Source organism: Cupriavidus yeoncheonensis (assembly GCF_905397275.1).
In the GTDB taxonomy this organism is placed as follows: Bacteria; Pseudomonadota; Gammaproteobacteria; order Burkholderiales; family Burkholderiaceae; genus Cupriavidus; species Cupriavidus yeoncheonensis.
The window spans coordinates 284163-308417 of sequence record NZ_CAJPUY010000003.1; the positions used below are offsets into that span (position 1 = coordinate 284163).

General features: G+C 67.3%; 21 protein-coding genes. 7 read left to right on the forward strand and 14 right to left on the reverse strand.

The genetic code is table 11. The features are described 5' to 3' along the window. Positions 1-175: 175 nt before the first annotated feature. The gene (rnk, locus tag KHO22_RS05695; protein WP_211946130.1) at positions 176-595 is read left to right on the forward strand and encodes a nucleoside diphosphate kinase regulator; all 420 of its coding nucleotides are present in this window, start codon (positions 176-178) and stop codon (positions 593-595) included. A 266-nt stretch (positions 596-861) separates the two neighbouring features. Continuing rightward, positions 862-1215: a hypothetical protein gene (locus tag KHO22_RS05700; protein WP_211946131.1), complete on the forward strand. Its 354-nt coding sequence runs from the start codon at positions 862-864 to the stop codon at positions 1213-1215. 312 nt (positions 1216-1527) lie between these two features. Here the strand turns inward: KHO22_RS05700 and ypfJ are convergent, their stop codons facing one another. The 6 genes from ypfJ to gcl all read right to left on the reverse strand — a co-directional run bounded on the left by ypfJ (position 1528) and on the right by gcl (position 9331). Next, the gene (gene ypfJ, locus KHO22_RS05705; RefSeq protein WP_211946132.1) at positions 1528-2406 is read right to left on the reverse strand and encodes a KPN_02809 family neutral zinc metallopeptidase; all 879 of its coding nucleotides are present in this window, start codon (positions 2404-2406) and stop codon (positions 1528-1530) included. 244 nt (positions 2407-2650) lie between these two features. Then, positions 2651-4114, reverse strand: a complete 1464-nt coding sequence (gene pyk, locus KHO22_RS05710) for a pyruvate kinase (protein WP_211946133.1) — start codon at positions 4112-4114, stop codon at positions 2651-2653. A gap of 103 nt (positions 4115-4217) precedes the next feature. Continuing rightward, on the reverse strand, positions 4218-5525 hold the full coding sequence (locus KHO22_RS05715; protein ID WP_211946134.1) for a glycerate kinase type-2 family protein: 1308 nt from the start codon (positions 5523-5525) through the stop codon (positions 4218-4220). A 117-nt stretch (positions 5526-5642) separates the two neighbouring features. Beyond that, positions 5643-6563 carry a 2-hydroxy-3-oxopropionate reductase gene (glxR, locus tag KHO22_RS05720; protein ID WP_211946135.1) on the reverse strand — a complete coding sequence of 307 codons (921 nt, stop codon included), beginning with the start codon at positions 6561-6563 and terminating at the stop codon, positions 5643-5645. A gap of 69 nt (positions 6564-6632) precedes the next feature. Beyond that, on the reverse strand, positions 6633-7415 hold the full coding sequence (gene hyi, locus KHO22_RS05725) for a hydroxypyruvate isomerase (protein WP_211946136.1): 783 nt from the start codon (positions 7413-7415) through the stop codon (positions 6633-6635). A 131-nt stretch (positions 7416-7546) separates the two neighbouring features. Beyond that, a complete protein-coding gene (gcl, locus tag KHO22_RS05730; RefSeq protein WP_211946137.1) occupies positions 7547-9331 on the reverse strand; it encodes a glyoxylate carboligase in 1785 nt (594 codons plus the stop codon). A gap of 282 nt (positions 9332-9613) precedes the next feature. Between gcl and KHO22_RS05735 the strand changes: the two genes are divergently transcribed. Further along, positions 9614-10393 carry a hypothetical protein gene (locus KHO22_RS05735; RefSeq protein ID WP_230426747.1) on the forward strand — a complete coding sequence of 260 codons (780 nt, stop codon included), beginning with the start codon at positions 9614-9616 and terminating at the stop codon, positions 10391-10393. Positions 10394-10406: 13 nt separating this feature from the next. Here KHO22_RS05735 and KHO22_RS05740 read toward each other — a convergent pair whose 3' ends face one another. Then, the gene (locus KHO22_RS05740) at positions 10407-11621 is read right to left on the reverse strand and encodes a M20 aminoacylase family protein (protein ID WP_211946138.1); all 1215 of its coding nucleotides are present in this window, start codon (positions 11619-11621) and stop codon (positions 10407-10409) included. 29 nt (positions 11622-11650) lie between these two features. Further along, positions 11651-12946 carry an MFS transporter gene (locus KHO22_RS05745; RefSeq protein ID WP_211946139.1) on the reverse strand — a complete coding sequence of 432 codons (1296 nt, stop codon included), beginning with the start codon at positions 12944-12946 and terminating at the stop codon, positions 11651-11653. Positions 12947-13273: 327 nt separating this feature from the next. Between KHO22_RS05745 and KHO22_RS05750 the strand changes: the two genes are divergently transcribed. The 3 genes from KHO22_RS05750 to KHO22_RS05760 all read left to right on the forward strand — a co-directional run bounded on the left by KHO22_RS05750 (position 13274) and on the right by KHO22_RS05760 (position 15583). Next, complete coding sequence (locus KHO22_RS05750) at positions 13274-14224, forward strand: LysR family transcriptional regulator (protein ID WP_211946140.1); 951 nt, start codon at positions 13274-13276, stop codon at positions 14222-14224. A 64-nt stretch (positions 14225-14288) separates the two neighbouring features. After that, the gene (locus KHO22_RS05755; protein ID WP_211946141.1) at positions 14289-15203 is read left to right on the forward strand and encodes a LysR family transcriptional regulator; all 915 of its coding nucleotides are present in this window, start codon (positions 14289-14291) and stop codon (positions 15201-15203) included. Positions 15204-15208: 5 nt separating this feature from the next. Beyond that, complete coding sequence (locus tag KHO22_RS05760; protein WP_211946142.1) at positions 15209-15583, forward strand: DUF2784 domain-containing protein; 375 nt, start codon at positions 15209-15211, stop codon at positions 15581-15583. 85 nt (positions 15584-15668) lie between these two features. Here KHO22_RS05760 and KHO22_RS05765 read toward each other — a convergent pair whose 3' ends face one another. From KHO22_RS05765 to KHO22_RS05790, 6 genes are all read right to left on the reverse strand, one after another. Continuing rightward, a complete protein-coding gene (locus KHO22_RS05765) occupies positions 15669-16511 on the reverse strand; it encodes a crotonase/enoyl-CoA hydratase family protein (protein WP_211946143.1) in 843 nt (280 codons plus the stop codon). Between the two features lie 71 nt (positions 16512-16582). Beyond that, a complete protein-coding gene (locus KHO22_RS05770; RefSeq protein ID WP_211946144.1) occupies positions 16583-18244 on the reverse strand; it encodes a long-chain-fatty-acid--CoA ligase in 1662 nt (553 codons plus the stop codon). A gap of 100 nt (positions 18245-18344) precedes the next feature. Beyond that, positions 18345-19130, reverse strand: a complete 786-nt coding sequence (locus tag KHO22_RS05775; protein ID WP_211946145.1) for an enoyl-CoA hydratase-related protein — start codon at positions 19128-19130, stop codon at positions 18345-18347. Positions 19131-19162: 32 nt separating this feature from the next. Then, complete coding sequence (locus KHO22_RS05780; RefSeq protein WP_211946146.1) at positions 19163-19963, reverse strand: SDR family oxidoreductase; 801 nt, start codon at positions 19961-19963, stop codon at positions 19163-19165. Between the two features lie 495 nt (positions 19964-20458). After that, positions 20459-21151: a GntR family transcriptional regulator gene (locus KHO22_RS05785; RefSeq protein ID WP_211946235.1), complete on the reverse strand. Its 693-nt coding sequence runs from the start codon at positions 21149-21151 to the stop codon at positions 20459-20461. A 47-nt stretch (positions 21152-21198) separates the two neighbouring features. Further along, positions 21199-22590 (reverse strand): C4-dicarboxylate transporter DctA, encoded by a 1392-nt coding sequence (locus KHO22_RS05790; protein ID WP_211946147.1) that lies wholly within the window; start codon positions 22588-22590, stop codon positions 21199-21201. A 405-nt stretch (positions 22591-22995) separates the two neighbouring features. On the opposite strand from KHO22_RS05790, the gene KHO22_RS05795 reads away from it, so the two are divergent. Further along, a complete protein-coding gene (locus KHO22_RS05795; protein ID WP_211946148.1) occupies positions 22996-24249 on the forward strand; it encodes an allantoate amidohydrolase in 1254 nt (417 codons plus the stop codon). Positions 24250-24255 lie beyond the last annotated feature (6 nt).

Here is a 24255-nt window from a genome sequence, read left to right on the forward strand (position 1 = left end):
CGAGCCTCACGCCTGCGTCGTGACACCGAGGCGCCTTGCCGGCGCCGCGTGACGCTGCAACGCCGGCACTGATTTCACTGTTTCCTGATGTTCCCGCATGGGCCGTCGGCAATGCCGTCCGGTTGCCGTGCCGGGCCCAACCTGACCGCCACCGACCCCTGACGGAGGATTAGCCATGACGGCCACCAACCCGACCGCAACGACCCTCTACCTGACCGAACTCGACGTCACGCGCCTGGAGCGCATGGCCAGCCGCCCCGGCGCCGGCCAGATGGCCGATATGCTCGATGCGCTGCTCGCGCGCGCGGCAATCGTGGCGCCGCAGGAGATCCCGACCGATGTGGTCACCATGAACTCCCGCCTGGTCTGCGCACTGCAAGGCGACCCGGCGCCGCGCCAGTGGACGCTGGTCTACCCCGATGAAGCCGACTTCGATGCCGGCCGCCTGTCGGTGCTGTCGCCCGTGGGCCAGGCGCTGCTGGGCGCACGCGCGGGCCAGACCGTGAGCTACCGCATGCCCGATGGCCGCGAACAGCACGTGACGATCACCGGGATCACGTTCCAGCCGGAGGCCAGCGGCCAGTACACGCTTTGACCCTGTGGAACGGGCACCGCGCGGCATGCACGTGCGGGCCCGCATGCCCATGGGCGCGTCCCGTGCGGATGGCGATCCACACGCACCGTTCGTCAGCAGGTCCGTCGTTTCACGACTAACAACTCACCATTCGTCGCAGCGTCATTTCCGATGACGTAGCCAGTGACTAAGCTTCAGTCCGTGCTCACATCGCAACAAAGATTGCGTAGGGGCAAGAAGTTAGCTGCTCACACAAAGAAAGACGAAATCAGTTGAAGGAGTCCGAAATGATCGCCAAACGCATTCTTGGCGGCGCGTTCGTGCTGGCGGCCCTGGTCGCATCGGCCGCGTCGATCGCTGCGCCCGCCGCGACCAGCAAGGCTGGGAAGTTCGATGTCTACGCTGATGCACTGAAGGTGGGTAAGTTCGACCCGTTCGTGGACGGCACCAAGCAAGGCAAGTACGACGTCTACACCGACGGCGCGCGCAAGGACCGCTACAACCCTTACACGGACGGAGCGCGCACAGACCGCTTCAACCCTTATACGGACGGAGCAGCGGTATTTAGTGGCGAGATCTCGGCGAGCTCGACCGACAACTCGCGCACCGGCGACGGCTCGCTCTACGGCTACCGCGTCTGACGCACTCGCCAGGGTTCTCTCCAGAACCTGCAGCGGCCACCGAAGGTGGCCGCAAGTTTTCTCTCCCGCCTGCCCGGCTGACCTCCTCCTCCTTCTCTCTGCGCCGGGCAGGCGATTTTTCCCCCCATGATCACGACCTGACACCCACATCCGGTGCGGTGGCTGCCGTGCGTTCGTGCAATCGTGCGTGCGTGCGCTTCGTCGCGCAGTGCCTCTTGCCATCCACGCATGGCGCAACGGGATCGCCAGCGTGCCCGGCACGGTGGCGACAGGGACTATGTTGCGAACAACGTCCGCATCACACTTGACGGGTCAGAGCTGGCGCGCGGCGAAGGTATCGCACTTGCGGATATCACCCGTGGTCAGGCCCTGGCGCAGCCAGCGCACGCGCTGCTCGCTGGTGCCGTGGGTGAAAGCTTCCGGCACCACATAGCCTTGCGCCTGCTTCTGCAGCCGGTCGTCGCCGATGGCGGCGGCGGCCTTCAGGCCTTCCTCGATATCGCCCGGCTCCAGCAGCTGCTGGTTGGCGCGCTGCGCGTTGGCGGCCCAGACGCCGGCCAGGCAGTCGGCCTGCAACTCCATGCGCACCGAAAGCTGGTTGGCCTGCGCCTCGCCCATGCGCCGGCGCGCGGCATCGACCTTGTCGGAGACGCCCAGCAGGTTTTGCACATGGTGGCCGATCTCGTGCGCGATCACATATGCCTGCGCGAAATCGCCGCCCGCGCCGAAGCGCCGGCGCAGCTCGTCATAGAAAGCCAGGTCGATATAGACCTTGTGATCCCCGGGGCAGTAGAACGGGCCCATGGCCGATTGCCCCGTACCGCACGCGGTCGGTGTCACGCGCGAGAACAGCACCAGCTTGGGCGGCTCGTAGCGGCGGTTCAGCTCGGTCTCGAAGATGTGCTCCCATGTCCGCTCGGTATTGCCCAGGACCTTGCTCGTGAACACCGTCAGCTGGTCATTGGCCGGCGGCCGGTTGGCCTGTTGCTGCGGCTGGGGTGCCTGCTGGCCCTGCAGCACCGACGCGCCCTGCATGATGACCGACGGGTCGATGCCAAAGAAGTAAGAAGCGGCAAGGGCGATGATGACCGTGCCGATGCCGATGGTCTTCGGACCACCGAACCCGCCACCGCCAAAGCCGCCGCGGCGGTCTTCAACGTTCTGGCTTTCGGACTCGTCATCGAGACGCATGGGGGGCTCCGGGGGATTGGGGGACGGGTAGGTAGTGAAGTATAGCAACGAGGATTGGCGGCATACGTAGGGGCCGGGTACCCGCCAGGCAGGACAATTCATCAGGTTTCCAGCAACCCGTTCCCCAAAAAAAACGCCACCCGCGCAGCCTTGGAGAAGGCTCTCGCGGGTGGCGGGCGGCAATCGGCACAAGCGGGGCACCACCGGGGCACGGCCAGTGCCCCGGCAGTTACAAAAAGGCGGATCAGACCGTGGCAGCCTCCCGGGCGGAGCCCACCGCGGCCACCGCATTGCCGCTGACTTCCGCCACGCGCAGCAGGTTCGTCGTTCCACCCTGGCCAAACGGCATGCCGGCGGCAATCGTGATCTGGTCGCCGGGCGCGGCATAGCCTTCGACCAGCGCTGCGCGCGTGGCCGCTTCGACCATCTCGTCGACGCTCTTCACATCCGGGCTCACGGTCGAGTGGACGCCCCAGGCAATCGCCAGCCGGCGCGCGATCTCGAGGTTCGGCGTGATGCTGACGATCGGTGCGCACGGCCGCTCGCGCGCCGCGCGCAGCGCCGTGGCGCCAGACGACGTATAGGTCACGGTCGCCGCGGCACCGATGATCTGCGTGACTTCGCGCAGCGCCGCGCAGATGGCATCCTGGCGCGTGTTCAGCGGCGTTTCGTGCTGGGCGTCGAGCAGGTTGCGATAGAGCGGATCGCGTTCCACTTCCGTGACGATGCGGTTCATCATCGACACCGCCGGCACCGGATAGCGGCCGTTGGCCGACTCGGCCGACAGCATCACCGCATCGGCGCCTTCATAGATCGCGCTCGCCACATCGGAGGCTTCGGCACGCGTCGGCACCGGCGAGTCGATCATCGACTCGAGCATCTGCGTGGCGATCACCACCGGCTTGCCGAGCTGGCGGCACACGCGCAAGATGCGCTTCTGCACGCCAGGCACACGCTCGGGCGGCAGTTCCACGCCAAGGTCGCCGCGCGCAACCATCACCGAGTCCGACACGCGCACGATCTCTTCGAGCTGCTGCAGCGCGGCCGGCTTTTCGATCTTCGACAGGATGCCGGCACGCGTGCCGACGATCTCGCGCGCTTCGACAATGTCGGACGGGCGCTGCACGAACGACAGGCCGATCCAGTCGGCGCCGAGCGACAGCGCGAAGTCCAGGTCCTTGCGATCCTTGTCGGTCAGCGCGGGAATGGGGATCACCGCGTCGGGCACGTTCACGCCCTTGCGGTCGGACAGCGTGCCGTTGTTCACCACACGCGTGGTGATGCTGCCGCTTGCCACGGCTTCGATGGCCAGGCGTACCTTGCCGTCATCGATCAGCAGCGACTGTCCGGGCTGCGCCGCGCGGAACAGTTCCGGGTGGGGCAGGTGCACGCGCGTGCCGTCGCCGGGCGTGGGGTCGCTGTCGAGCACGAAGGTATCGCCGGCACGCACGGCCACCTTGCACGCGGCGAACACGCCGATGCGCAGCTTGGGGCCCTGCAGGTCGGCCAGCACCGCGATCGGGCGGCCGGTCTCGGCTTCGATCTGGCGCACGGCGTCGTAGCGTGCGCGGTGATCTTCATGCGTGCCGTGGCTGAAGTTCAGGCGGAACACGTCGGCCCCGGCTTCGAACAGCTGTCGGATCACCGCGATATCGGTGCTCGCGGGACCGAGCGTGGCAACGATCTTGGCTTTGCGCTGGCGTCTCATGATGTCTCCTCTTCCATTCTCGGAACGGCGCGCCGGATGCGGCGCGCCGGTGATGCAATGCGATTCGGCAATGCGATTCGTCTATTCGGTTCGGCGGCGATGCTCAGACGATGAGGATCGCGCGGAAGTCGTTCACGTTGGTGCGGGTCGGTTCGGTGACGATCAGGTCGTCCACGCCGGCAAAGAAGCCATAGCCGTCGTTGTTTTCCAGGTGCGCGCGGGCCGACAGGCCGCGTGCCGCGGCACGCGTCAGCGTGTCGGGCGTGAGCAGGGCGCCGGCGTTGTCTTCGGAACCATCGATGCCATCGGTGTCGCACGCAATCGCATGCACGCCGGGCAGGCCGTCGAGTGCGACGGCCAGCGACAGCAGGAACTCGGCATTGCGGCCGCCACGGCCCTTGCCGCGCACGGTGACGGTGGTTTCCCCGCCGGACAGCAGCACGCATGGCTTGCTGAACGGCTGGCCGTGCTGCGCAATCTGGCGTGCGATGGCGGCATGCACGACGGCCACGTCGCGGGCCTCGCCTTCGATGCAGTCGGACAGTATGTGCGCCTCGAAGCCGAGTTCGCGCGCGCGCGCCGCCGCGGCTTCGAGCGACTGCTGCGCGGTGGCCAGCGTCACGCTGCGGTGGCCGGCAAAGCGGGCGTCGCCGGGCTTGGGCGTTTCGCCCGCGCCGCTCTCCAGGTGCGCGCGCACATTGGCTGGCACATCGATGCCGTACTTGGCGATGACGGCGAGCGCGTCGGCGCAGGTGGTCGCATCGGGCAGCGTCGGGCCGCTTGCGATCAGCGTCGGGTCATCGCCGGGAATATCGGAAATCAGCAGGGTCTCGACGCGGCCCGGCGCGCAGTGCAGCGCCAGGCGGCCGCCCTTGAGCGCGGACAGGTGCTTGCGCACGCAGTTCATCTCGCCGATGCTCGCGCCGCTGCGCAGCAGCGCCTTGTTGACGGCCTGCTTGTCGGCCAGCGAGATGCCGGGCGCGGGCGCGGCCAGCAGGGCGGAGCCGCCGCCGGAGATCAGGCACAGCACGAGGTCGTCGGCGCTCAGGCCCTGCACGAGTTCGACCATGCGCTGCGCGGCGCGGGCGCCGGCTTCATCGGGCACCGGATGCGCGGCCTCGACGACTTCGATGCGCCTGCAGTCGGCACCGTGGCCATAGCGCGTCACCACCAGTCCGCTCAGCTCGCCCTGCCAGTGGGCTTCGACAGCCTGCGCCATCGCGGCGGCGGCCTTGCCGGCGCCGATCACCACCGTGCGGCCCTTGGGCGGCTGCGGCAGGTGCGGGGGCAGGCAGTGGCTGGCGCTGACCGACGCCACGGCGGTATCGAACAGGTCGCGCAGCAGGGCACGCGGCTGGAGGCTGGGGCGCTGCGGGGTCAGCAGGGCGGCGCTGGTTTCGGTGTCGAGCATGGGGAATCCTGGGAACTGAAACTGAGGCCGTCCCCGGCGCAGGGGACGGCGTTTGCTGCAACTACAGGTACTGCGGGTACTGCGGTTACTGCGGGAAGTGCGTGTACAACGACGCGCTTACTTGGCGCTGGCGATGTCGTGGTTCGACATGATCTCGATCGCGCGGCACAGGGCCGAGTGGTCGGCCTTGCCGAAGCCGTTCGCGGCGCAGGTGTTGAACAGCTCTTGCGCGGTCGCGGTGTTCGGCAGTGCCACGCCCAGCGCCTTGGCGCCCTGCAGCGCGAGGTTCAGGTCCTTCTGGTGCAGTTCGATGCGGAAGCCCGGGTCGAAGGTGCGCTTGACCATGCGTTCGCCGTGCACTTCCAGGATGCGCGACGCGGCAAAGCCGCCCATCAGCGCCTGGCGCACGCGTGCCGGATCGGCACCGGCCTTCGACGCGAACAGCAGTGCTTCGGACACGGCCTGGATGTTCAGCGCGACGATGATCTGGTTGGCCACCTTGGTGGTCTGGCCATCACCGTTGCCGCCCACCAGCGTGATGTTCTTGCCCATCAGCTCGAACAGCGGCTTGACCTGGTCGAACGCTTCTTCCGGACCGCCGACCATGATCGTCAGCGAGGCAGCCTTGGCGCCCACTTCACCACCGGACACCGGTGCGTCCAGGTACGAGGCGCCCAGCTTGTTGATGCGCGCGGCGAAATCCTTGGTCGCGATCGGCGAGATCGAGCTCATGTCGACCACGATCTTGCTGTAGCTGGCTTCCTTGCCGGCGGCCTTGAACGCGGCGGCAACGCCCTTCTCGCTGAACAGCACGGCTTCGACGTGCGGGGTGTCCGGCACCATGATGACGATGATGTCGGCGCGCTTGGCGACTTCCTCGGCGCTCGTGCACACGGTCACGCCGGCATCGACCAGGACCTGCGGGGCCGGGTTGACGTCATGCACGAACAGCGTGTGGCCGGCTGCGCGCAGGTGCCCCGCCATCGGTGCGCCCATGATGCCCAGACCGATGAAGCCGATATTGCGTTGGTTTGCCATGTTGATGTCTCCGATTGGATGTTAAGTCTGTGATGGATAGCGTGGGCGGTAACCCGTTACTGCACGTTGTTACTGCACGCCGTGGGCGGCGCGCCAGCCCAGGCCGGCTTCGGTGGTGGTCTTCGGCTTGTACTCGCAGCCGATCCAGCCGGTGTAGCCGATCTCGTCCAGGTACTTGAACAGGAAGGGGTAGTTCAGCTCGCCCGTGCCCGGCTCGTTGCGGCCCGGGTTGTCGGCCAGCTGCACATGCTTGATCTTCGGCAGGTTGGCCTTGATGGTGTTGGCGATTTCGCCTTCCATGCGCTGCATGTGATAGATGTCGTACTGCACGTAGAGGTTGGGCGCGTTGACCTGGTTGATCAGGTCCACGGCCTGCTGCGTGCGCGACAGGAAGAAGCCCGGGATATCGAAGGTGTTGATCGGCTCGATCAGCAGGTCGATATGCTCGGCGGCCAGCGCGTTGGCGGCGAAGCGCAGGTTCTCCACCAGCGTTTCCTGCGCCTGCTCGCGCTTCACGTTCTGCGGCTGGATGCCGACCAGGCAGTTGAGCTGGCGCACGCCCAGCACCTTGGCGTACTTGATGGCCTCGCCCACGCCGTCCTGGAACTCGCCGACACGGTCCGGGTGGCAGGCAATGCCGCGCTCGCCCGCATCCCACTTGCCGGCCGGCAGGTTGTGCAGCACCAGGTCGAGCTGGAAACGGTTCAGGCGGTCCGCGATCTGGTCCGCGTGGAACGCATACGGAAACAGGAATTCCACGCCGCGGAAGCCCGCGCGTGCAGCGGCTTCGAAGCGGTCGAGAAAGCCGACTTCGTTGAACAGCATGGTGAGGTTTGCCGCAAGTTTGGTCATGAATCTCTCCGGTTTAATTGTGGTTGTCGCTCCGCCGGTGCGGAGCCATTACTGCGCGTGCTGCAAAAACTGGGGGCGCCGACAGCGGCGCGGGCTGGTTTTTTTTGCCCGCGCCGCTTGGGGAGGCTTGCTTACGCCGTTTCCACTTCTTCCTTCAGGATCGCTTCTTCGATGTCCTCGAGGTCCTCGATCGGCTCGAACTCGTTGATGTTGTCGATCTCGGTGCCCATCGCGATATTGGTGACGCGTTCCAGGATCACTTCCACGACCACCGGCACGGAGAACTCGGCCATCAGGTCGCGCGCCTCGGCAAAGGCCGGGGCGATGTCTTCCGGCTTGAACACGCGGATCGCCTTGCAGCCCAGGCCTTCGACCACCTTGACGTGGTCCACGCCGTAGCCGTTCAGCTCAGGCGAGTTGACGTTGTCGAACGCGAGCTGCACGCAGTAGTCCATCTCGAAACCGCGCTGTGCCTGGCGGATCAGGCCGAGGTAGGAGTTGTTCACCACCACGTGGATGTACGGCACCTTGAACTGCGCGGCCACGGCCAGCTCTTCGATCATGAACTGGAAGTCGTAGTCGCCCGAGATCGCCACCACGTCCGAGTCCGGCGAGGCGGTCTTCACGCCGATCGCGGCCGGGATGGTCCAGCCCAGCGGGCCGGCCTGGCCGCAGTTGATCCAGTGGCGCGGCTCGTTGACCGACAGGAACTGCGCCGCGGCGATCTGCGACAGGCCGATGGTGCTGACGTAGCGCACGTCGCGCGGGAAGTACTGGTTCATCTCGCGGTACACGCGCTGCGGCTTGACCGGCACGTTGTTGAAATCGCTCTTGCGCTGCATGGTGCGGCGGCGCTTCTGCACGTCGGCGACCCACGACTTGCGGCACGGCAGGCGGCCGGCCATCTTCATTTCGCGGGCGACTTCGACGAACAGTTCCAGCGCGGCCTTGGCGTCCGACACGATGCCCAGGTCCGGACCGAACACGCGGCCGATCTGGGTGGGCTCGATGTCGACGTGCACGAACTTGCGACCCTTGGTGTAGACGTCGACGCTGCCGGTGTGGCGGTTGGCCCAGCGGTTGCCGATGCCCATCACGAAGTCCGACGCCAGCAGCGTGGCGTTGCCGTAGCGGTGCGAGGTCTGCAGGCCGACCATGCCGGCTTGCAGCGGGTGGTCGTCGGCCAGCACGCCCCAGCCCATCAGCGTCGGCACCACCGGCACGTTGACCAGCTCGGCGAACTCGACCATCAGGTCGGCTGCGTCAGCGTTGATCACGCCGCCGCCGCACACGATCAGCGGCCGCTCGGCCGCGTTGAGCATGGCGATGGCCTTCTCGATCTGGGCGCGCGAGGCGGCCGGCTTGTACGGCTGCAGCGACTGGTAGGTGTCGACATCGAATTCGATCTCGGCCACCTGCACATCGAACGGCAGGTCGATCAGCACCGGACCCGGGCGGCCCGAACGCATGATGTGGAAGGCTTGCTGGAACACCTGGGGCACCAGTGCCGGCTCGCGCACGGTCACGGCCCACTTGGTCACGGGCTTGGCGATCGACTCGATGTCGACGGCCTGGAAGTCTTCCTTGTACAGGCGCGCGCGCGGGGCCTGGCCGGTGATGCACAGGATGGGGATCGAATCGGCCCAGGCCGAGTACAGGCCGGTGATCATGTCGGTGCCGGCGGGGCCCGAGGTGCCGACGCAAACGCCGATATTGCCCGGCTCGGCACGGGTGTAGCCCTCGGCCATGTGCGAGGCGCCTTCGACGTGGCGGGCCAGCACGTGGTTGATGTTGCCCGTCTTGCGCATGGCCGAGTAGAACGGGTTGATGGCCGCGCCCGGCACGCCGAATGCCGTGGTCACGCCTTCCTTCTCCAGCACCGCGATGGCCGCGTCGATTGCTCTCATCTTTGCCATGATCTTGTCTCCAGTTGGGGTGGGTTTTCCGTTGGAGTTGATCCTATTCCCGCAGCCGGTGTGGGATAAAGGGAAGCGAGATCAGTTGATTCGATACCTGGAGTTTGCAATGTGGCCCTGGAAGGCGCGACGGACGGTCGGCGCCCATGCCGCGCGCGCCGGGATTCGAGATGACGTGTGATGATCTGGATACGTGAACGCTTTCCGCTGCGCGCGGCTGCGGCGACAATGGCGGGATCGGCCCCGCCGCGCCGACTCCAAACCACCACCTTCCCGAGCGCCATGTACTCCCGGCTACCGTCCACCTACGAACTGCTCGAAGCCCTGGCCGCCGCGCCGGCGCCCGCGCCCGTGCCGGCATCCGTCAGTGCGGCGGGGGTGACGCCCTGGGCGCAGCGGCTTGGCCGGGGTCTGTGGCTGGGCTTCGTGGTCACGCTGGTGGCAACCCTGCTCGCGGCCACCGGGCTGGCGGTCTGGCGGCTGGTGCTGAAGCATCCGCTGGCACCATGGTCGGTCCGGCTGGCCGAGGCGCTGCTGGTGCTGTGCGCCGCGTGCTATGCGGGGGCGGGACTGATGCGCCTGCCGCGCGTGCTGGCAATCGTGCGCAACCCGCTGCGCTGGCAGGCCGGCCAGATGGATCTGGACAGCGCCATCGAGAACGCGCTGCTGCGCCGGCTGGGGCGGATTCCTCCGCTGCAGCTGCAGGCGCGGCAACGGCGGGTGGCCTTGCAGATCCGGTTGTGGGAAGGGATGGCGCGTACCGTCGGCCTGCTGCTTGCACTGGCGCCCGCGGCGCTGGTGCTCGTGAGCGGGTTGCATCCGCTGCCGCATCAGGCCGGGATGAAGGGGACTTTGCTATGGCTTTACGCCGTGATGGTGGTCGTCGGCGGGGCGTTCTGCCTCTATGTGCATGTCCAATGCAGCCGGCCGCTGCGGCGGCTGTCGCATGTGCTGGGGGAGGCGGCGGAGATCAATGCGCGGGTTGGTGCGCAGGTGGGTGCGCAGGTTGGTGCGCGGCGCGCGCAGCCGGCTCCTTCCAGCCAGCCGGCCGCCGCGCAGTAGGAGGGGGGCGCGTTCAGTCCGCCACCAGGTAGGTCTGCGCCAGCCGCACCCAGGCCGCGGCGCCGAGCGGCAACACGGCATCGTTGAAGTCATAGCCCGGGTTATGCACCATGCATCCCCCGAACTCGCCTTCGCCGTTGCCGAGAATCAGATAGCACCCCGGCACCGCATTGAGCATCCACGCAAAATCCTCGCTGCCATTGAGCCCCTTGGGCGCCTGCGTGACCACGTTTTCCGCACCGACCAGTTCCGCGCATACCCGCTGCGCGAGCTGCGTTTCCGCTTCGGTATTGACCATCGGCGGCGTGAGCTGACGGTAGTCGATCTGTGCTTCCACGCCATGCGCCTGTGCCGTCAGCGACACGATCTCGCGGATGCGCTGCTCCACCAGCGCACGCGTCTCCGCACGTGCCGCGCGCACGTTCAGGCCGATCGTCACGGACTCGGGAATGACGTTGTGCGTGGCGCCCCCACGGATGAAGCCGACCGACACCACGGCGGTGTCATCGGGCGCGACATTGCGCGCCACCACGGTCTGCAGCGCGGTGACAATGGCCGCCGATGCGGCGATGGGGTCGCGCGCGCGGTGCGGCATGGCGCCGTGGCCGCCCACGCCCTTGATCGTGACGTCGGCCACATCGGACGACAGACTGACCGGGCCCGGCAGCACGCGGAAGGTGCCGGCGGGTACGCCCGGCATGTTGTGCAGCGCGAACACCGCGTCGCACGGGAATCGTTCAAACAGCCCGTCCTCGATCATCGCGCGGGCGCCGCACAGGTTCTCCTCGTCGGGCTGGAAGATCAGGTTCAGCGTGCCGTCGAAATCGGGGTGGTCGGCCAGCGCCTTGGCCGCGGCCAGCAGGATCGCGGTATGGCCGTCGTGGCCGCAAGCATGCATCTTGCCGTGCAGCTTGCTGGCGTAGGGCAGGCCGGTGGCCTCGACGACCGGTAGCGCGTCCATGTCGGCGCGGATACCCAGGCGGCGCTTGCCGCTGCCGCGCTTGAGCTGCCCCACCACGCCACTCCTGCCGATGCCGGTGTGGACTTCGTAGCCCCATGCGGCGAGCAGTGTGGCCACGAGCCTGCTGGTCGCGCCGACCTCGAAGCCGAGTTCGGGTTGCGCATGGATCTGGCGGCGGATGCCGACGAAGGTCTCGGCGTCGATCTCGATGTTCGGCAGCAGGTGCGGCAGGTATTGGAAGGGCTTGAGTGTGGGTGCGCGGGTCATGGATCGGGTCTCCGGGAGAATGGTGGGAATCAGTGTGCGCGGCGTTCGCGGATGCTCAGCACGGCGATCAGCGTGATGACGCTGCAGACCAGCATGTACCAGGCCGGCGACAGCGGATTGCCGGTGCGCGAGAGCAGGCACGTGACGATGAACTGCGACGAGCCGCCGAATACGGTCACGCCCACGCTGTAGATCACCGACAGGCCGCTGGCGCGCACGCTGGCGGGCAGCATCTCCAGCATCATCAGGAACATCGGCGTGGTGCCCAGGTTGATGCCCGCGGTCAGCAGCGCCGACAGGCACAGCACCAGCGGCACGCTCGGGTAGGCGTTGATCAGCCAGAAGGCCGGGTAGACAGCCAGCATGCTGAACACCAGCGATGCCACCACCAGCGGCTTGCGCTTGGTCAGGCGGTCGGCCAGGCGCCCCGCAATCAGCGATACCACTGTCAGCGTGATCCCGGTCACGCAGCCCGACAGGAACGACAGCGACGGCGGCATCTTCAGCACGCGGATCATGTAGGTCGGCATGAAGAACACCACCAGGTACATGGTCGCGGTGCCGGCCGTGGTGGCCAGGATGCCCTTCACCACGGTGGCCCAGTGGTGGCGGAACAGCTCGCCGAGCGGGCTCGGCGCGTGGGCGTCAGCCTGGTGCGTTTCATCGAGGTTGGCGCGGATGTAGAGGCCCACCGGCGCGATCAGCAGGCCGACCAGGAACGGCAGGCGCCAGCCCCAGCTTTCCAGCGATTCGGTCGGCAGCAGCGTGTATAGGGCTGCGCCGGTCAGCGCGCCCAGCAGCGCCGAGATGCCCTGGCTGCCGAGCTGCCAGCTCACGCGCCAGCCGCGACCGCGCACGCCGCCGGATTCCATCAGCATGGCGGTCGACGCACCGATCTCGCCGCCCAGCGAAAAGCCCTGCAACAAGCGGCCGGCCAGGATCATCAGCGAACCGAACACGCCCGCCGACGCATACGGCGGCGCCAGCGCGATGCACAGCGTGCCCGCCACCATCAGAGCGATGGTCAGCGTCATGGCGTTCTTGCGGCCCCGACGGTCGGCGTAGCTGCCGATCACGACGCCGCCAAGCGGTCGCATCACGAAGCCGATGCCGAAGGTGGCCACGGCCAGCAGCAGCGAACCGTATGGGTTGTCGGACGGGAAGAACAGTTTGCCGATCAGCAGCGAGAAGAAGCTGTAGACGGTGAAGTCGAACATCTCCAGCGCATTGCCGAGCGAGCAGGCGGCAATCAGGCGGAACTGGCTTTGCGGGCGCGCCGGCGTGGCGAGCGTGCCGGTGCCGGCGGCGAGGGTGGCGTCGTTCATGCGGTCTCCACGAACTGGTGGGTGGGGGCGCACGCGGGAGCCGGTCTTGTCCGTGCCGGGTCATCGGGATCCGCGTTGGCTGCGATGAAGTATTCAGGCAAACGCGGCGGGACAAAAAATCATATATTTTCATATTGATAACCAAATCGAATCACCGTCATAACCGGTTGCCCGCGGATATCGGGACAACTACCGATGCCGGGGCGAAACCCAGTGCCGGCGCGGGATGGCGGGAAAGCGGCGTGCGCCGCGCATGGATCGCGCAAGCCCGCTGACGGGGCGTGCTGCACTGCATGCGGGCGCACGGCATCACGAAACAGGGGACCGATGAAGCTGCAACAACTGCGCATCCTGCTGGCCGTGGCCGAGCACGGCAGCATCCATGAGGCGGCGCGCGCGCTGCATATCTCGCAGCCGGCGCTGTCCAAGGCGATCGCGGAGCTCGAACGCGAACTGGGCGTCACGCTGATGTCGCGCTCGGTGCGCGGCGTGAGCCTGACGGCCTATGGCGTGGCGCTGGTGAAGCGGGCGAGCGTGGTGGAACAGGAGCTGCGGCATGCGCTGGAAGACATCGAGTCGATCCGCGGCCATGCCGAGGCCGAGCTCAATATCGGCTTTACCGCGGTGGCTTCGAGCGGGCCGCTGCCGGACGCCATGGCGGCGTTCCGCCAGCGCTTCCCGAATGTCGCGCTGCGCGGCTTCGAACTGCGTCCGCAGCAGATCCAGGAAGGGCTGCGCGAAGGGCGACTGGACCTGGGGCTGATCTCCACCAACAGCGGACCGGGATCGGCGTCGTTCCAGTGGGAGCCGCTGTTCTCGGTCGGCATGAAGCTGGCCGTGCGCACCGGCCACCCGCTGCGGCGCGCGCGGCGCCTGCGGCCGCTGCTCGATGCCGATTGGCTGGTGCTCGATCCGGTGGACGACGCCGGCAGCCCGCTGGCCAGCCTGATGCGCCTGCACCGGCTGGAAATGCCGCGGCGCGTGGTGCAGAGCGCATCGAACCTGCTCGGCCTGCAGCTGGCGACCAAGACGGACCTCGTCAGCATGTGGTCGGATTTCGTCTTCTTCGGCACCGGCGGCCCGCTGCAACTGGTACGCGACGCGCTCGTGCCGCTGCCGATCCAGGACGAACTGCCCGATTTCCGCGTGTTCCTGGTCTACCGCTCGGTGGACCTGATGACCCATGTCTGCGCGGAATTCGTGCGCGAGGTGCGTCATTGTGCCCGCCAGATGGGCGAGCCGCTGGCCACCATGCGCAAGTCCCGATCCGCTTCATAAGTGCCGGCAAGGTGCCAGCGCCGCGCCGATGCCGCACAATGGCGGCCAGGAGACGCAACACCCTATGGACAAACTCAAACAGATAGAAGCCTTTATCGCCGTAGTCGAACACGGCAGCATGGCCGCCGCCGCGCTGACCCAGGACGTCACGCCGGTGATGATCGGGCGCCGCATCAACGCGCTGGAGGCGCGCATCGGCGTCAAGCTGCTGCACCGCTCGACGCGGCGCATCGTGGTGACGGAGCAGGGCGCCGTGTTCATGGAGCAGTGCAAGAAGGCACTGGCCGACCTGGACCGCGCCGAGATGCTGATCGCCGAAGGCAAGCACAAGGCCACTGGCCACCTGATCGTGTCGGCCCCGGCCGCGTTCGGGCGCAAGCACGTGGCGCCGCACGCGCCGGGCTTCCTGGCGGCGAACCCGGAAGTGCAGATTTCCTTCAACCTGACCGACCGCGTGGTGGACCTGGTGCGCGAAGGGTATGACGTGGGCATCCGCATCGGCGGCGCCATCGACCCGAACTTCGTGGCGATCAGGCTGGCCACGAACAAGCGCGTGGTATGCGGCACGCCCGCCTACTTTGCGAAGCACGGCGTGCCGCTCACGCTCGACGACCTGCAGCACCACAACTGCCTGGCCTTCAACCTGCAGGGCGGCCAGCAGCGCGGCTGGTACTTCCAGCAGAACGGCAAGACCGTGACGGTGCGCGTCAACGGCAACCTCGACTGCAACGACGGCGAGCTGCTGCACCGCTGGACCGGCGAGCACCTGGGCCTGGGCTGGCGCTCCACGTGGGAGATCCTGCCGCAACTGGAAAGCGGCGAGCTGGTCACGGTGCTCGACGAGTACGCATTGCCGGACTACGACATCCTGGCCGTGTACCCGCAGCAGCGTCCGGTGCCGGCCAAGATCCGCTTCTTCATCGAGCACCTGAAGACACAGTTCGCGCAACCGGGCTACTGGACCGGGCGCAGCGGCTGACCGAGATGCGGGGAGGGGCGACGGCGGGTTGGCTGGCGGACCTGGTGGTCGTGATCCACTTCCTGTTCATCGCGTTCGTGGCGGGTGGCGCGCTGCTGATGTTCCGATGGCCCCGCGTGGCGTGGGTACACCTGCCGGCGGCAGCGTGGGGCGTGTTCGTGGAGTGGTCGGGGCGAATCTGTCCGCTCACGCCGCTGGAGAATGCCTTGCGTCGCGCGGCGGGCGAGGCGGGATATGGTGGCGGGTTTGTCGAGCGATATCTGTTGCCGGTGATTTATCCGGCGGGGCTGACGACCGGGATTCAGCTCTGGTTGGGGACGTTCGTGCTGCTGCTCAACGTGGTGATCTACGCGGTCTGGTGGCGATCGTCACGTTCATGACCATTGACACCCGTGACCCGGCGGTGCCTCCCTCTCTCGCTTGCAGGAGAGGGGAGCACGGCAGCGGTGAAGCGGAACGCGCCGCTCAGTCGCGCGCCGCTTCGAATCGCGGCGCCCGCTTCTCCAGGTTTGCCCGCACCGCTTCGCGCTGGTTTGGCGAGCCGACCAGCCTGTCCTGCTCCACCGACTCGGCCATCAGGATGGCCGCGTTATCGCCGCCCTCGACCACTTCCATCAGCCGCTTGGCGGCGCGGATGGCGTGCGGGTTCCTGTGCGCGACCTGGCGTGCCGCTTCCAGCGCGGCGGCGCGCGGATCGTCCACCACGCGCGTGGCCAGGCCCAGCTCGCACGCTTCCGTGCCGCTGACCACACGGCCCGTGTAGACCAGTTCGCGCAGCACGTCCGGGCGCACCAGCCCGCGCGTCAGCACCATGCCTGCCATATCGGGCACCAGGCCCCACTTGATCTCCATGATCGAAAGCCTGGTGTCGGCCGTGACGAAGCGCACGTCCGCGCCCAGCGCCACCTGCAGGCCGCCGCCGAACGCCACGCCATGCACCGCAGCGAACACGGGCACCGGCAACTCGCGCCACACCATGCACGCGTATTGCGGTCGGTTGGAGATGCCATGCACGCGCGCGGCCAGACGGCCCGGGCGGATGCCGGGGTCGCCACCCTCGCCACCCGCGCCGTTGCCGAGCATGCCGGCCATGCTTTCCATGTCCAGGCCAGCGCAAAACGCGCGGCCTTCGCCCGACAGCACCACCGCGCGCAGGTCCGGCGTCTCGCGCAGCCGTTCGCCGGTGGCGATCAGCGCGTCGAACATGGCGGGATCGAGCGCGTTCATCTTGTCGGCGCGGTTGAGGCGCACGTCGGCGACGCCGTCCTCGATGGTCACAATGATGCGGTCGGTGCTGCTGGCGCTCATGCTCGGCTCCTTCTGGCTTGGTTCAGTGTCGGGATTGGCTGCCCGCACCGCGACGGCGCGGGCAGCAGGTCTTACGCTGTGCGCTCGTCTTTCACGGTCGGCAGCACATAGTTGCGGTAGGCCTCGCGCAGCTTCAGCTTGAGCAGCTTGCCGGTCGCCGTATGCGGCAGTGCATCGACGAACACCACGTCGTCGGGCACCCACCAGCGCGCGACCTTGCCCGCCAGGAAGGCAAGCAGCTCGGCTGGCCTGACTTCCTGGCCGGGCCGTTTCACCACGATCAGCAGCGGCCGCTCCTGCCACTTGGGATGGGGCACGCCGATGACGGCCGCCTCCGCCACCGCCGGATGGCTCATGGTGGCGTTCTCCAGGTCGATCGACGAGATCCACTCGCCGCCGGACTTGATCACGTCCTTGGCGCGGTCGACCAGCTGCACATAGCCTTCGGGGTCGATATTGGCCACGTCGCCGGTATCGAACCAGCCGTCGTTGTCGAGCGCGTCATGCTCGGCCTTGAAATAGCCCGAGGCGATCCACGGACCGCGCACCTTGAGGCGGCCGAAGGCCTTGCCGTCGTGCGGCAGCGCGCGGCCTTCGTCGTCCTCGATGCGCAGCTCGACGCCCCACAGCGCGCGGCCCTGCTTCAGCTTGATCCTGAGCTGCTCGGCCTCGCTCAGGCCGGCATGCTGCGGCAACAGCGTGTTGATCACGCCGATCGGGCTGGTCTCGGTCATGCCCCAGCCCTGCACCAGCGCCGCGCCAAACTGCTTTTCGAAGCGCTCGATCATGGCCGCCGGCGCGGCCGATCCGCCCACGCCAGCCACGCGCAACACCAGCTCGCGCGGATCGATCTCGGGGTGTGCGTCGAGGTACTGGAACAGCATCAGCCATACCGTGGGCACGGCGGTGGAGTAGTTCACGCGCTCGTCGCGCAGCAGCCGGTACACGCTTTCGCCGTCGAGGTGCTGCGCCGGCAGCACCATCTTCGCGCCGTTCATCGCGCACGCGTAGGGCAGGCCCCAGGCGTTGGCGTGGAACAGCGGCACGATCATCAGGATGCTGCTGGCGGGGCTGACGCCGAAGGTGTCGGAGCCGCTCGCCTTGAGGCTGTGCAGCACGGTGGAGCGGTGCGAGTACAGCACGCCCTTGGGGTTGCCCGTGGTGCCGGACGTGTAGCACAGCGAGGACGCGGTGCGCTCGTCGAACTGGGGCCACTCGTAGTCTTCGCTGCTGCCGGCGAGCAGGTCTTCATAGCAGAGCAGGTTGGGAATGCCCATCCCGGCCAGCGCTGCCATGTGCTCGGGATCGGTCATGGCCACGTAGTGCCTGATCGTCCCGAGCTGCGGTGCGAGCCTGGCGACCAGCGGCGCGAAGCAGCTGTCGAAGCACAGCACGCTGTCTTCGGCGTGGTTGACGATGTATTCGATCTGCTCGGGGAAGAGCCGCGGGTTGACCGTATGCAGCACGGCGCCCGAGCCCGACACGCCGAAATACATCTCCAGGTGCCGGTGCGTGTTCCACGCCAGCGTGCCGATGCGGTCGCCTTCGCTCAGGCCCAGCTTGGCGAGCGCGTTGGCCAGCTGCCTGGCGCGGCGATGCACCTGGTCATAGTTGCTGCGCACCGTGCCGCCTTCCACGGTGCGCGAGATGATCTCCTGTTGCGGGTGGTACGCCGCCGCGTACTCGATCAGCGATGAAATCAACAACGGACGGTCTTGCATGAGGCCCAGCATGATGCGTCTCCTTGTGTTGTTCTCGTGATGCCCCGGGATGGCCGTCCCGGGGGTGCTGCGGGGGTGCTGCGTACGGCGTTTGACCGGGCAACGAGGGCGATCAGCGGCCCTTGAACTGCGGCGGCCGCTTGCCCACGAACGCGGCCACGCCTTCGCGGAAGTCCTCGCTGCGGCAGGCCAGCGACTGCTGCGACGCCTCCAGCTCGAGCTGCGCCGCCAGGTCGTTGCCAGAGCTGGCGTTGAGCGCCTGCTTGATCAGGCCATAGGCGAAGGTCGGCATGCTGGCGAGGTGGTGCGCCATCTTGCCGGCCTCGGCCTGCAGCGCATCGTCGGCGTGGACCTTCCACACCAGGCCGATGCGCTGGGCTTCTTCCGCATCGATCTTCTCGGCCAGGATGGCCAGCGCACGCGCGCGCATCTCGCCCGCGTAGCGCGGCACAAAGTATGTGCTGCCGGCATCGGGCACCAGGCCGATCTTCGAGAACGCCTGCAGGAACGAGGCCGACTTCGCCGCCAGCACCACGTCGGCGGCCAGCGCGATGCTCATGCCGGCACCGGCGGCAACGCCGTTCACGGCGCTGATCACGGGCTTGGGCATCTCGCGCAGCTTGAGGATCAGGGGGTGATAGCGTTCGCGCAGCAGCGCGCCGGAATCGGCCATCTCGCCGCCGGCATTCTGGCGCGCGGCCAGGTCCGCGCCCGACGAAAAACCGCGGCCGGCACCGGTCAGCACGACCGCGCGCACCGACGCGTCGTCGGCGGCGCGGTCGACGGCGGCGCGCAGCTCGCGCAGCAGGTCGGCGTTGAGCGCGTTCAGGACTTCAGGACGGTTCAGGGTGATGGTGGCCACGCCTTCGCTGGCGTGGTAGAGCACGGGGGAGGTCATCGGACTGTTTTCCTTCGGGTGATCGTTGGTCTTCAGTGGGTCTTCAGGGCATCGGCCGAGGCGTCGCCGAGCTTGCTGCCGCCGTCGCAATCGAGAATGGTGCCGGTGACGTAGCGCGCGTTGTCGCAGCTCAGGTACAGCGCGGCATCGGCAATGTCCTGCTTGCTGCCGTAGTCGCGCAGCGGCAGGCGGCCCTTGTAGCGCGCCTCCATCTCGGGCGTGGGCGCCAGGCGCGCCATGCCTTCCGTATCCGCGATCGGGCCGGGAGAGATGCCGTTCACGCGCACGCCGGCAGGGCCCCATTCCATCGCCAGGCATTTCACCAGCATGTTGATGCCGGCCTTGGCCGCGCACGCGTGGGCCTGGAACATCATCGCGTTCACGCCCTGCGGCGCGGTGATGGCGATGAGCGAGGCGCCAGGCTTGTTCAGGTAGTCGAACGACGCGCGGAACACATTGAACGTGCCGATCAGGTCGATGTCGACCACGGTCTTGAAGCCGTTGGCCGACATGCCGACCACCGGCGCCAGGAAGTTGCCGGCCGCCCCCGATATGACGATGTCGATCGGGCCGAGCGTGTCGCGCGCCTGTTTCAGCGCGGCTTCCACGGCGGCGTAGTCACGCACGTCGGCGGCCATGCCGATGGCGGTGCCGCCGGCCCCGGTGATCGTGGCCGCGGCGGCCGCAACGCGCTCCGGGTCGCGGCTGATCAGCGCGAGCCTGGCGCCGGCACGGGCAAAGCTCTGGGCGATGCCGAGGTTGATGCCGGACGAGCCGCCGGCCACGAAGACAGTCTTGCCGGCGAGCGCGTCAGGACGGAATGCACTGGACATGGGATTCCCTCTGTTGAATGGGTGAGCGAGACAGGCACCGGCGTGCGAGCGGCATGCCGGCGGTTCACGTAAAGGGAGCAGGGGGGAGCAGGGGAAGCAGGGCCAGGTTCAGCGCAATGCGCGCGTGGTCGGCCAGGTATTGCGGCAGGGCTCAGCGTGGGCGCAAACGTGCATGGGTGTCTCCTGTCTGTAGTTTTGGCTGGCTCGGCCTGCGACATGCTAACCCGAAGACGGATTCGGTTCATGCACGCCACGCGCGATGCCGCGCCGCAGCAGCGGAAATTATGTGGCGCCACACGGCGGCGCGGCAACCGGCAAAGACAGGCTTCCAAAAAGAAAAAGCCCGCACACCGTTGCGGTGTGCGGGCGGCCTGCCGGATGTATCAAAGATATTTCAGGAAGGCGCAGTGCCCGTGAAGTGCGCCCCCGCGTCTTCACGAGCGGGGTCAATATTGCATCGCCGCACACGGAAACGCTTTGACCGTCGTCAACCACTCAGGCGAGCAGCGCCGCAACCAGGTCCTTGCCGCGCGCCGCGGGCGGGCTTTCCTCGAAGTGCAGGGCGGCCTCGACGTGGCTCAGGTGGTCGACCATCAGCGCCACGGCGCGCTCCACGTCGCCCGCGCGGGCGGCCTCGATGAACTCGCGATGCTCGTCGGACGAGCAGACCGCGTCGCGCCGCGACTGGTACAGCATGGTGATCACCGCGCTGCGCGTCGACAGCTCGCGCATCATCTCGGTCAGCACGCTGTTGCCGACCACTTCGGCCAGCACGATGTGGAAATCGCCGAGCAGGCGGGTGCGGGTCTGGGCGTCGACGCCTTCGACCGACTTGCGCTCGGAGGCCAGGTGCTTGTCGATGCGCTTGTAGTCGGCCGGCCGCGCCTTGGCGACGAACTCGCGCGCGAGCGCCGCTTCCAGGATGCGACGCACCGCGAACACCTCGCGCGCCTCTTCGGCGCTCGGCTTGGCGACGAAGGCGCCCTTGTCCGGCACGATCTGAATGACCTTGTCCTTGGACAGCATCAGCAGCGCCGCGCGCACCTTGGTGCGGCTCACGCGGTAGACGCTGGCCAGGGCTTCCTCCCGCAGCTTGGTGCCCGGGGGCAGCCGGTGCGAGACGATCGCCGCGACGATGTCTTCGGCGATCGCTTCGGCGGTCATGTCAGGATCGATATGCTCGGGCATGGCTTGCATGGGCGCAGGGCATGCGCATTGGAGGAAATGCCGAGATTCTAGCGCCCCGCCGCCGGTGACGGCACGGGCACCACGGCATCGGCCGCGTCGGCCATCGGCAGGCCCTCGTCCAGCTCGGTGGCCGGCACCACGCCGTTGAGCACGTCGTGCGCGCGGCCGCGGTCGATATCCTTCTCCCAGGCCGCCACCACCACGGTGGCCACGCAGTTGCCGATCAGGTTGCCCAGGGCACGGGCAATGCCGATGAACCAGTCGACGGAAAGCACCAGCACCAGGCCGATAGCCGGGATGGCCGGATGCGCCGACAGCGTCGCCGCCAGGATCACGATGGCCGAGCCGGGGATGCCGTGCGCGCCCTTGGAGGTGATCAGCGCCACCGCCAGGATGCCGAGCAGGTCGCCCATGGCCAGCGGCGTATTGGTGGCCTGCGCGATGAACACGGCGGCCAGCGTCAGGTAGATCGAGAACGCGTCGAGGTTGAACGAATAGCCGGTCGGGATCACCAGCCCGACCACGGACTTCTTGATGCCCATGAACTCGAGCTTCTTCATCACCTGCGGCAGCACGCTGTCGGACGAAGCGGTGCCCAGCACCACCAGCAGCTCGGCGCGCAGGTAGCGGATCAGCTTGATCACGGAGAAGCCGCACAGCCGCATGATGGTGCCCAGCACCACGAGCACGAAGACGATCACGGCGCCGTAGAAGAGCACCACGAGGAAGCCGAGCTGCTTGAGCGAGCCGATGCCGTACTTGCCCACCGTGAACGCGACCGCGCCCAGCACGCCCAGCGGCGCGAGCTTGATGATGAATCCCATCATCTTGAACAGCGTGTGCGAGAAGGTGTCGATCAGGCTCACCAGCGGCTTGGCCTTTTCACCGACCAGCGACAGCGCACAACCGAACAGCACCGAAACCAGCAGCACCTGCAGCACGTCGCCGCTGGAGAAGGCGCCCATGATCGTGTTCGGGATCAGCTTGAGCAGGAAGTCGGCCGTGCCCTCGCTCTTCACCTTGGTGGCGTTCTCGATGTAGCCGGCAATGGCGGAAGCATCGAGCGAGCGCGGATCCACGTTCATGCCGGTGCCCGGATGGAACACATAGGCCAGCAGGATGCCCAGTCCCAGCGCAATGGTGGTGACGATCTCGAAATAGAGCACCGCCTTGATGCCCACGCGGCCGACCTTCTTGAGTTCGCCCGCGCCGCAGATGCCGGCCACGACCACGCAGAACACGATGGGGCCGATCAGCATCTTGACCAGCTTGATGAAGGCGTCGCCCAGCGGCTTGAGCTTGGCGGCGAATTCGGGGAACAGCATGCCGAGCGCCGTGCCGATCACAAGGGCGATCAGCACCTGGCCGAACAGCGAGCGGGTAAAGCGGGTGTGGAGGCGGCCACCAGGGGCGGGGCGCGACTGGACTGCGTGCTGCATGGTTGTCTCCGTACCGGGTCGTGGCCTGCGCCGTTCGCTGGCCCGCCCGTTATCTGATTCCAGGAATGCCTTGCTGCCCGTACTGCATTCACCTGGGCTGCCGGCCTGCCGTTCAGGACGCACCGTCGAGTTCCGGACGCATCACCCTCGCGGAATGCCCCCCTGTTGGGGCGGATTCCACGCAATCCGTTGTTCGGACCGGATTGTCCGCAGCGGATTGTCTGAACGTTGGAGCGAATATAGTGCATATCATTTTTGTATGCAATTTTTGAATTCACTGTGCTACCATGAATCGCACAGAATAGAGCTTCGGCCCGGGGCGCCTTTAACTAGGCAGCGCCCCGACTGGCGCCCCCGCCAGCCCGCGTGCCGCCGCTTCAAGTCCTTCAAGCAGGAGACAAACGCATGGCAGCAAACCTGTCGCCGGCCGCAGACATCGGCACGCGCATCATGGCCTGGCACGACGCCCTGGCCGTCCACACCGAGCAGCCTGGCATGCTCACCCGCACCTACCTGACTGAAGCCCACCACGGCGCCGCCGCGCAGCTGACCGAGTGGATGCAGGCCGCCGGCATGACGGTGCGCCGCGATGCGGCCGGCAACGTGATCGGCCGCTATGAAGGGACCGCGCCGGGAGCCCCGGCGCTGCTGACGGGTTCGCACTTCGACACCGTGCGCGACGGCGGCCGCTATGACGGCAACCTCGGCGTGATCCTGCCGATCGCCTGCGTGGCCGAATGGCACCGCCAGGGCAAGCGCTTCCCGTTCGCCGTCGAGGTGGTGGGGTTCGCGGAGGAGGAGGGCGTGCGCTTCAAGGCCACGCTGCTGGGCAGCCGCGCCATTGCCGGCACCTTTGACAACAACGTGCTGGACAACGTCGACGACAGCGGCAAGACCATGCGCGACGTGATGGCCGCGGCCGGCTTCGACCCGGCCGGCCTGCCCGCCGCCGCGCATGACCCGAAGAAAGTGCTGGCCTTCATCGAAGTCCATATCGAACAGGGACCGGTGCTGCTCAACGAAGGCCTGCCGGTCGGCGTGGTGACCGCCATCTCGGGCGCGAGCCGCTTCATCATCGAACTCGAAGGCCTGGCCGGCCACGCCGGCACGGTGCCGATGGACATGCGCCGCGACGCGGCCATGGCCGGCGCCGAGATCGGCCTGTACATCGAGAAGCGCTGCGGCGGCAAGCCGGGCCTGGTCGGCACGGTTGGCCAGTTCAACGTTCCCAATGGCGCGACCAACGTGGTGCCGGGCCGCGCGGTATTCTCCATCGACATCCGCTGCGGCGACGACGCGGAGCGCGAGGCCGCCGTCAATGACGTGCTGGCCGAGATCGAACGCGTGTGCGCACGCCGCAACGTGCGTGCGCAGGTGCGCAAGACGCACGAAGCCAAGAGTGTTCCCTGCGCCCCGTGGCTGCAGGAGCAATGGGCCGCCGCCATCGCCCGCCAGGGCGTGCCGGTGCGCCACCTTCCCTCCGGCGCCGGCCATGACTCCATGGCCATTGCCGCGATTGCCGATGTCGCGATGCTGTTTGTGCGCTGCGGCAACGGCGGCATCAGCCACCACCCCACCGAAATCATGACCGCCGAAGATGCCGAGCTGTCCGCGCGCGTGTTCAGCGATTTCGTCGAGCAATTCCGGCGGCAGCAATAAGCTGCG